This window comes from Planosporangium mesophilum, from assembly GCF_016863255.1.
In the GTDB taxonomy this organism is placed as follows: domain Bacteria; phylum Actinomycetota; class Actinomycetes; order Mycobacteriales; family Micromonosporaceae; genus Planosporangium; species Planosporangium mesophilum.
The window spans coordinates 1-8,579 of the sequence record NZ_BOON01000001.1; the positions used below are offsets into that span (position 1 = coordinate 1).

Genomic DNA, 8,579 nt, shown 5'->3' on the forward strand with positions numbered 1-8,579 from the left:
ACCCGGCCGCGTAGGGCTCACCAACCGGCAAGGAGGCGATCCTGCGTGTGCCTGGCTTCCATAGCAATGCGAACAACCGGTCGAGGCGCATCCCGGCTGGGCCGGTAGCACTCGTCGGGACCATCGGGCCGGGCCGAGGCATCCGGCCGCTCCGAGTCGTCGTCAGGCTGCGCTGGGGCATCGGGCTGTGCCGGGGCATCGGACTGTGCTGGGGCATCGGGCTGTGCCGATCGGCAGGCGCCCGATTCAGGCCCTACCGAACGGGACCCCGCCGACTCGGACCCCGCCGATCGGGACCCATCGGAATCGGGACGGCTGTCGGTCGCATCGCCGGGCTCCGGGCGCCGCGGGACCGGCCTCTCCGAACCGGCCCCGCGCCCGTATTCCGCCTATCGGACGCCCGTACGCGAGATTCTTTCCGCGTCAGAAAGGCGCCGTCAGCGGTTGCGCATCCGATACGTCTCGGACGCCGCCTCGATGCGCCGCCGGTTGCGACTGCCGGGCTCAACCGACCGCTTGACCCGCCGGTAGAGGTAGAGCCCACCCCCCACCACGAGGGCGCCCGCGATCAGGTAGAACACCAGGCCGAACAGCGCCTTGAGCAACCAGATGGCCAGCGTGCCGAGCGCCACCAGGGCCACCACCGGCAGGACGAGCCAAGCCAGCAAGCGTGCCGTGTTCATAGGTCCTCCTCCGCCACCGAACTCCAGAGTGACGCGCGGGCGCAAGCGCCGCCATCCGGGAAGACCCCGAAATCGCCAAACACATCAACTAACGTCGATTAGGATGCGTACATGCAACAGCGCGATCGGTGACGCTCCTGACCGAGGGAGGGTACATGCGCACACCCAAGGCGTTCGGCACCATGACTCTCACCATGGCTCTCACCCTGGCTGCCACCCTCGCCCCGGTCCCCGCCACCGCAGCCCCCAGCACCGCAGCGCCCAGTACCGCAGCCCCCAGCACAGCAGCCCCCAGCACAGCAGCGCCCAGCACAGCAGCGCCCGCCACAGCACAACCCACCCGGCTGTCCCAGGGTGATCCCTATGCCGGCTGCACCATCGGCGCTACTCCGACCTCGGTGCTCTACCCCGGCGCCGAGGTCGAGCCCTCGATCGCCGTCAACCGCCGGCGCCCCGCGCAGGTCGTCGCGGCCTGGCAGCAGGACCGGTGGAGCGACGGCGGTGCCCACGGCCTCGCGGGCGCGTACTCCAGCGACGGTGGGCGGTCGTTCCGCCGCTTCACCTGGCCGGTCTCGCGCTGCGCGCCGGGTGGGCTGCACTACGAGCGAGCCTCCGATCCGTGGATCAGCATCGGTCCGGACGGAACCGTGTACGGCAGCGCCCTCAGCTTCGACGGCAGCAGTCCGCGCAACGCGGTCGTCGCCGTCACGTCGTACGACGGTGGGCGGACGTGGCGCAACACCACCGAGGTCATCAGGGACACCGAGATCGCGTACTTCAACGACAAGAACTCGGTGACCGCCGACCCGGTCCGCGCCGGCTCGGCGTACCAGGTGTGGGACCGGTTCACGACCAGTCCCGACGGCACCCGGTTCGTCAACGGGCCGACGTACCTGTCGGTCACCCGGGACTTCGGCCGTACCTGGAGCGCACCGCGGGTCATCGTGGAGATGGCGCCGTACCAGCAGACGATCGGCAACGTCATCGTGGGCGATCCGCGTACCGGCGTGCTGTACGACTTCTATACGTCCATTCAGTACACCGACGAGACCGCAAGCAACGTGGTGTTCAGCCGGTTCGAGGTCGTACGCTCCGCCGACGCCGGCCGCACCTGGAGTCGGCCGGCCGTGGTCGCCCGCGACACCGGCGTGCTCGACACCGACCCCAACACCGGCGCGGCGCTGCGCACCGGCGCCGGCCTGCCGTCGCCCGCGATCGACCCCGCGACCGGTGAGCTGTACGTGGCCTATGAGGGATCGGACTTCACCGGCGGCGCGTACAACCAGATTCAGCTCGTCCACAGTGGAGACGGCGGTCGCACCTGGAGTACGCCGGTCCGGGTCAACCGCGACACCGGTACCCCCGCTTTCACGCCCACCGTCGCGGTCACCGACTCCGGCGACGTCGGGGTCACCTACTACGACCTGCGTACCCTCAAGCCGGGGAACACCGCGACGCTGCCCACCGGTACCTGGCTGACGGTCTCCCCGCGCGGCGGAGCCCGCTTCGGCGATGAACGACAGATCGCACCCGTCTTCGACGGCCTCCGGGCACCGGTCGCGGGCGGTTACTTCCTCGGCGACTACCAGGGGCTCGCGGCCGACGACGACACGTTCCGGGCCGTGTTCGTGACGACCAACGACGGCGGCAACGACAACCGCACGGATGTACGGTACGGGCGGTTCGCCTCGTTTGACAGGTCCGAGCTCGACCGATCCGAATCCGACAGATCGGAGTTCGACAGATCCGAGTCCGGCGGCCCTGACGAGCGCGCCGGGAGCGCACCGTCACCGCGGTCGAGCACCCCCGCCGCCAGCGGCGGCGTTCATCCGCTCCGACCCCGCCGCTGACGCGGGTACCCGGGTCTGCGGTACCAGGGTCTGCGGTACCCGAGTCTGCGGTACCAGGGTCTGCGGTACCCGGGCCTCATGCCTCCTGCTCGGTGGGGCGGATCAGCATCTCGTTGATCGCCACGTGCCGCGGCCGGGTGACGATGTAGGTGATCGCGTCGGCGATGTCACCTGCCTGCAGCCGCTCCATCCCGACGTACCGCTCGCTCAGCAGGTCCTGGATCTCCGGGCGGTTGTGGCCGAAGAGCTCGGTCTCGACCGCGCCGGGCTCGACCAGCGACACCCGTACGTGCCGGCCGGTGACCTCCTGACGCAGTGACTCGCTGAACGCGCCGACCGCATGCTTGGTCGCGTTGTAGACCCCGAATCCCCGGCGTGCCCGCCGCCCGGCGACCGAGCTGACGTTGACCATGTCGGCGACCCGCCGCGGCCCGTCCTCGGCGGCGCTCAGCAGGTGCGGCAGGGCCGCGTGGGCGCAGTACAGCAGGCCGAGCAGGTTGACCTGCACCATGCGCTCCCACTCCCGTACCGGCGCGTCGACCACCGGCCCGAGCAGCATCACGCCGGCGTTGTTGACCAGCGTGTCCAGCCGGCCGAACTCGGCCACCGTCCGCTTCACGGCCTCGCGGGCCTGCTCTTCCTCGGTGACGTCGACGGTGAGCGTGAGCACCGAGCCGCCGCCTTCACGGATCTTGGAGGCGAGGGCCTCCAGCCGCTCCGCCCGGCGGGCCGCGAGCGCGACCGTGGCGCCCTGCTCGGCCAGCGCGAGCGCGGCGCCCTCCCCGATCCCGCTCGACGCGCCGGTGACCAGCGCTACTGTGCCGTCCAGTCGCTCTGGCATGGGTCCTCCCCGAGGCCGAATGATGATCAGTTCCCAGCCTATCGCCGGCAGGCGCAGGTCAGCTCGGCTGGGCGTCACGGCGGGACCAGCAGCCGGTCGGCCTCTGGGGGGTCGATCGACACACGTTTGCTGAAGTCCCCGCCAGGGAACGCTGCGGGACCATGAGACTGCCACGGTCGCGCGGCCCGGTGTCGCAAGAACTGACGGATGCGCTGCGACGCGAACCACACCCGCTGCCCGACGGGCTGGCCGCGGCCCTGGCCGACGACGGCGCCGTGTACGACGACGACCTGCAGTTGACGCTGTTCATCTGCTACGAACTGCACTACCGGGGCTGGGACGGGGTCGACGAGCGCTGGGAGTGGAACCCCTCGCTGCTGGCGCTGCGCGCCGCCGTGGAGGAGCGCTTCGAACGCGACCTCCGTGCGGTCGTCGGCCCGGTCCCGCCGGTGCCACCGGACGCCGTACCGCGCGCGCTGGTCGAGCTCACCTCGGCCGACGACGGGCCGTCCCTGGCGAAGTACCTGTACCGCCACGCCACGATGGACCAGTTCCGCGAATTCGTCACGCACCGCTCGGTCTACCACCTCAAGGAGGCCGACCCGCACACCTGGGCGATTCCCCGGCTGGACGGCGGCCCGAAGGCGGCGCTGGTGGAGATCCAGATCGACGAGTACGGCGGCGGCCGGCCCGACCGGATGCACGCTGAGCTGTTCCGTACCACCATGCGGGAGCTCGGCCTGGACACCGGCTACGGCGCCTATGTGGACGTGGTACCGGCGATCACGCTCGCGACCAACAACGTGATGTCGCTGTTCGGCCTGCACCGGCGTCACCGCGGCGCGCTGCTGGGCCACCTCGCCGCGTTCGAGATGACCTCGTCGCTGCCCAACCGCCGGTACGGCAATGGCCTGCGGCGGCTCGGCGGAAACGCGACGGCCACCCGGTTCTACGACGAGCACGTCGAGGCCGACGCCGTACACGAGCAGATCGCCGCACGCGACATGTGCGGCGCCTTCTGCCTGGCCCACCCCGAGCGGATACCGGACGTCCTGTTCGGGGCGGCCAGCGCCCTGGCGCTCGACCGGCTCTTCGCCGGCCACCTGCTCGCGTGCTGGGAGCGGGCCGACAGTTCGCTGCGGGTGGACGCGTACGCCTGACTGCTGTGTACGCCTGACTACTCAGGACCCCGCGCGACTGCTCGGCGCCCGGAACCCGATGACCTTGTGCGTACCGTCGCAGAACGGTTTGATCGCCGACTTGCCGCAGCGGCACAGCGCAACCGTCGCCCTCCCCGGCTCGATCGTCTCCCCGTCCTGGGTGACGAGGGTGAAGTTGCCACGTAGCAGGAGCGGGCCGTCCTCGCACGGGGTGACGACCGCGCCGGTCGGGTCGGGGGAGCTCATGCCGCAGGTGTGCCCGCTGCGGCGGCGCAGCAAACCGTCAAGGCCACGATGCCGTCAGAACGCGATGCCGTCAGCTCGTCCATAGCGTTTTCGCGGGCGGTCTCCGGCAGGCGGGGGTCGTTTCGCGGACTCCTCGGCGAGACATCCCGCCCGTACGTATTGCACGCTTGTCATGACGCCCGGACCGGCACGACCCGAGGAGGAAGCGTGCTCCAGGTGTTGCCGCACATGGCGCGCGAGGCGCCGCCGGAGTACGTCGCGTTCGTGGCCCGGCATCTGACTCCGCTGCGCCACGACGCCGCCCGTGTCGTGGGCGACGAACGCGACGCCGACCTGCTCTACCCGGATGTGTTGACGGACGTGGCGGCGAGGTGGGGCCGGCTGGAGCTGTCCCGTACCCTCCTGCGCCGGCCGGGCGCCGCCGACGAGTACCTTCAACAGGCCTTCCAACGCCGCTCCGAGCGGTGGCGCTCGGCGGTGGAGTTCGAACCACTGGTCGAGATCTGGGTGTCGACGAGCGACGTCATCGACTGGCCGAACGCGCCGGCCTCACCTGAGACGCCTGCGGACCCGACGGTACCCCCGGCCAGGTCGAACGCGGCGACCCGACTGGCGCCGTACCTGCGTCCGAAGGCCCGCATCGAGGTCGGCCCGGTGGCCGAGGCGGCGGTGGCGTGGTGGCACGCGTACGAGGCGCATCGGCACCGGGTACACATCGCGTGGCTGGTCGTCGGCGTCGTGCTTCTGCTGTTCGCGCTGCGGTACTCGCTGGGGGTGGGCGCCTGGGGAGAGTGATCGCGTCGGAGATCGATCCCGTAGCGGTGTCCAAGCCCAGCGCCGTCGGTCACTGGGGCGCTATCAACCGTTCCGCCTCCTTCACCACCGCGGCGGGATCAATACTCAGCCGGTGCAGCATTCGCACCGCATCGTCATCGGCGTCGGCCAGTGCGCTCACGAATAGACGCGCGGTACCGGCGGAGACGTCCTCCTGGCCCTGAGGAGAAGCGTTCCGAGTCGCCTCCGCCGCCTGCGCCGCAGCCACTGTCCACTTCGGATGCTTCGGATTCGTCCTCCAGGCCCGGTGACGCTGCTTCGGGGCCGCGTCACCGAAGGAGGACAGCGTCGCGAGATGACGCCCGACGGAGAACGACGTGACACCACGTGCGGCCAGGATCGCCCCCGCACTACCAAGCGCGCCCACCGTCTCCGGCTCCCAAGGCCCAGCCGTCACCAATTCTTCGTGGAGCACCAAGGTAGCCAGCACAAGGTGAGCCGTCGTGACGCGTGAGTTGCCCAGCCGAACGGCCTGCCGGATCGCCTCCATCTCCATGACGTACAGGACGGGATCCGCGTCAGCAAGGCGACTTGCTCCGGCGGTCAGTATGCGCGCCAACAGACGCGAGGGGCGGGTCGCGTTCCGAGCCGGAACAACTCCGAAGGTCTGCAGGCTTTCGACTACGGGCAACCGGGGTTGGTCCTCGGCCGACACGTTCTCGTCCGCACGAGTCGCCGTCCGAACCATCGACGGATCAACCCGGCATCGGCTCAACAGGGCGTGGGCGCGGTTGCCCGGGTCGGCAAGGATGGCGTCGAACAGGTAGCGCCTACCGGCCCAGTATCCGCCGTCATTCCCCGCCGCCACCAGCGCCCGCCGCAAGGCCTGCCGGGCATCCGGGCTCCAGGTAGTCGCCACCGGGCCTTCCCCGTGAGGCACTCCGAAGACCTGCCAGTACGCCTCGCGTAGGCCGCCGTCCACCTCCAGATCGCAATCTGAGACGGTGTCGGCAGTCACTGGTGGCGGGGAAGGCTCCGGTTGCTGTCCAGTCCTGCCGAGACCTCTGCGTAGATCCCGCATCCTCGACCCCAGCGCCATCCTCAGCCCTCCCGACCGTAAGGCCAAGGCGACAAGGAGATGGTCCGTACCCACACTCCGCGGGTGGCGTCGATCGACCAGTCGGCAGGCGCCGGTCAGCGCCCACTGGGTCGTGGCGCCTACCCGACCGAACACCTCACCTGGCGGAACCGGCATGGTCACCCGCGCGAACGAACCATTCCTTTGCCACAGTAGACATTCTCACCGCCGCAGCCCTGTGGTGGTGTCCTTACCCTTTGAGGACGGAAGAGCAGCCTTGCGGCCAGAACGGCCACGACATCCGTGACTCAGGTCAGCCGTCTGACAACGGACGGTAAGCCAGTCGTTCGGCTTCGACGAGCAACGCCGCGACATCCCGGTCCGACATGGATTCCTGCCGGACCACCTCCCAGAACGTCATGATACGGATGAAGGTACGTGTGTCCACATCGATACCGTCAAGGTTGACCCCCTCGCCGAGAGCCGCGCGAATCTCTGCCTCCGCGTCGATCTGCCGGAACTTCTCAACGGGGTACGGCTCCCGCAGGGCGGCGACGAAACGGCCGATGTCGCGCACGTCGTGGCCGGCCGCGAAACGCTGATGAACAGCCAGCACAAAGGCGGCATCCATCACCGCCGAGCCCCGCTCCGGGTCGGGATCGTCACGGAGTCTGGTCATCTCCTCCTGGTTGTCGCGCACCATCGCGAGAAGCCACTGGGCCATGACCTAGGTGGGCGACGGTGCGCTCCGCCGGTCGCGACGTCGCCAACGCATCTGATGGACTCCCTCAATGCCGGCGGGTTCCGGGCGGCGCCTCGCCTTCCGCCTCTACCAGCAGGTCGACGATCTCCGCTGCCGACAGCCGCAGATCAGCCGCGAGGTCGAATGTCACCGCACCTATCACCACCGGCCTCCTCGAACGGGAGGCCGTCGGCGGCGTATGGCTCGCCCAACGCTCGCCACAAATGAGGCCGGCACGGGTGTTCCCGCTCGTTCTCACCCTCCCACGTCGCGAGCGCCCGCTTCTTGCTCTCCTCGGTCGGCGTGAGGAAATGCCAGTACCCCAGCATCGCCGAGTGCGCCTCCTCATGGGTGTACGTCGTCTCCCCACCTCGCGGGCCGAGGCTCTCCACGGTGACATCGGTCGGGGTGAACCGGGTGCAGCCTGAATTGCCCTCCCACTCCCCGAAACTCGACCGGCCCGATCGGACATCCTCCACGCGGGCCAGAACATCGAGAGAGTCCGGCGCGTAGGTCTGAATGTCCGATGCCAGCCACGAGCCGATGCCCCGGAAATGCGGGTTACTCGTCGGGGGCAAGATGAAGCCGTCTTCATCCCGAAAGAACTCGATCGGCTCGCTCACCTAGCCACTCCCCCACTCGCGGCCCGACTCCCAGTGTTTGCCCTGCCTGTTGTAGAAGCCTTCGATGTTCAGACCGTTACCGGCCCAGGCCCATTTGTCTGGATCCAATTTGCGAGCCTATCCCCGGCCGAGGGCGTCTGGTCAGTACAGCCGCGGCTCACCACAAATGAGGTCGGCACGGGTGCTCCCGCTCGTTCCCGCCCTCCCAGCTCGCCAGCGCCCGATTCTTCTTCTCCCCGGTCGGCGTCAGGAACTGCCAGTACTGGAGCATTACCGAGTGCGCCTCGTCAGGGGTGTACGTCGTCGACCCACCCTCCGGGCTGAGGCTCTCCACTGTGACACCGAAGGGCGTGAACCGGGTATAGCACGAGTTCCCCTCCCACTCGTCAAGAGCAGACCGACCGAACCGGACGTCCTCCACGCACGACAACACGTCGAGACAGTCCGGCGCATACGCCTGGATGTCCGACGTCAACCACGAGCCGAGGTCCCGATAGTGAGCATCGCGACTCCTGGAGAGGACAAACCCACGCTCGTGCCGGTAAAAGTCGATCAGATCAGTCATCAAAATCCTTCATCAGC

At 69.0% G+C, this 8,579-nt stretch carries 10 protein-coding genes; 3 read left to right on the plus strand and 7 right to left on the minus strand.

Features of this window, described 5'->3' with window-relative positions; translation table 11 throughout:
- Positions 1-437 precede the first annotated feature (437 nt).
- Entirely contained in the window at positions 438-683 is a 246-nt protein-coding gene (locus Pme01_RS00005) for a DUF5326 family protein (RefSeq protein WP_168113283.1), read from the minus strand.
- A 155-nt stretch (positions 684-838) separates the two neighbouring features.
- Here Pme01_RS00005 and Pme01_RS00010 point away from each other — a divergent pair, with 155 nt between their 5' ends.
- Positions 839-2,533 (plus strand): sialidase/neuraminidase family protein, encoded by a 1,695-nt coding sequence (locus tag Pme01_RS00010; protein ID WP_203935350.1) that lies wholly within the window; start codon positions 839-841, stop codon positions 2,531-2,533.
- A gap of 76 nt (positions 2,534-2,609) precedes the next feature.
- On the opposite strand, the gene Pme01_RS00015 is transcribed toward Pme01_RS00010, so the two are convergent.
- Positions 2,610-3,374 carry an SDR family NAD(P)-dependent oxidoreductase gene (locus tag Pme01_RS00015; RefSeq protein WP_168113282.1) on the minus strand — a complete coding sequence of 255 codons (765 nt, stop codon included), beginning with the start codon at positions 3,372-3,374 and terminating at the stop codon, positions 2,610-2,612.
- 161 nt (positions 3,375-3,535) lie between these two features.
- Here Pme01_RS00015 and Pme01_RS00020 point away from each other — a divergent pair, with 161 nt between their 5' ends.
- Positions 3,536-4,534: an iron-containing redox enzyme family protein gene (locus tag Pme01_RS00020; RefSeq protein ID WP_168113281.1), complete on the plus strand. Its 999-nt coding sequence runs from the start codon at positions 3,536-3,538 to the stop codon at positions 4,532-4,534.
- A 21-nt stretch (positions 4,535-4,555) separates the two neighbouring features.
- Here Pme01_RS00020 and Pme01_RS00025 read toward each other — a convergent pair whose 3' ends face one another.
- Positions 4,556-4,780: a CDGSH iron-sulfur domain-containing protein gene (locus Pme01_RS00025; RefSeq protein WP_168113280.1), complete on the minus strand. Its 225-nt coding sequence runs from the start codon at positions 4,778-4,780 to the stop codon at positions 4,556-4,558.
- A gap of 207 nt (positions 4,781-4,987) precedes the next feature.
- Between Pme01_RS00025 and Pme01_RS00030 the strand changes: the two genes are divergently transcribed.
- Positions 4,988-5,575: a hypothetical protein gene (locus tag Pme01_RS00030; protein ID WP_168113279.1), complete on the plus strand. Its 588-nt coding sequence runs from the start codon at positions 4,988-4,990 to the stop codon at positions 5,573-5,575.
- 49 nt (positions 5,576-5,624) lie between these two features.
- Here the strand turns inward: Pme01_RS00030 and Pme01_RS00035 are convergent, their stop codons facing one another.
- The 4 genes from Pme01_RS00035 to Pme01_RS00050 form a co-directional block, all read right to left on the minus strand.
- Entirely contained in the window at positions 5,625-6,473 is an 849-nt protein-coding gene (locus Pme01_RS00035) for a Clp protease N-terminal domain-containing protein (protein WP_168113278.1), read from the minus strand.
- A 472-nt stretch (positions 6,474-6,945) separates the two neighbouring features.
- On the minus strand, positions 6,946-7,356 hold the full coding sequence (locus Pme01_RS00040) for a hypothetical protein (protein WP_168113277.1): 411 nt from the start codon (positions 7,354-7,356) through the stop codon (positions 6,946-6,948).
- 146 nt (positions 7,357-7,502) lie between these two features.
- Complete coding sequence (locus tag Pme01_RS00045) at positions 7,503-7,997, minus strand: hypothetical protein (RefSeq protein WP_168113276.1); 495 nt, start codon at positions 7,995-7,997, stop codon at positions 7,503-7,505.
- Positions 7,998-8,154: 157 nt separating this feature from the next.
- A complete protein-coding gene (locus tag Pme01_RS00050) occupies positions 8,155-8,562 on the minus strand; it encodes a hypothetical protein (protein ID WP_168113275.1) in 408 nt (135 codons plus the stop codon).
- Positions 8,563-8,579: the final 17 nt, after the last annotated feature.

Bases quoted from the DNA above. Each gene is read 5' to 3' on its own strand.
- Pme01_RS00005 (WP_168113283.1), bottom strand. From the start codon at position 683: ATGAACACGGCACGCTTGCTGGCTTGGCTCGTCCTGCCGGTGGTGGCC.
- Pme01_RS00010 (WP_203935350.1), top strand. From the start codon at position 839: ATGCGCACACCCAAGGCGTTCGGCACCATGACTCTCACCATGGCTCTC.
- Pme01_RS00015 (WP_168113282.1), bottom strand. From the start codon at position 3,374: ATGCCAGAGCGACTGGACGGCACAGTAGCGCTGGTCACCGGCGCGTCG.
- Pme01_RS00020 (WP_168113281.1), top strand. From the start codon at position 3,536: ATGAGACTGCCACGGTCGCGCGGCCCGGTGTCGCAAGAACTGACGGAT.
- Pme01_RS00025 (WP_168113280.1), bottom strand. From the start codon at position 4,780: ATGAGCTCCCCCGACCCGACCGGCGCGGTCGTCACCCCGTGCGAGGAC.
- Pme01_RS00040 (WP_168113277.1), bottom strand. From the start codon at position 7,356: ATGGCCCAGTGGCTTCTCGCGATGGTGCGCGACAACCAGGAGGAGATG.
- Pme01_RS00050 (WP_168113275.1), bottom strand. From the start codon at position 8,562: ATGACTGATCTGATCGACTTTTACCGGCACGAGCGTGGGTTTGTCCTC.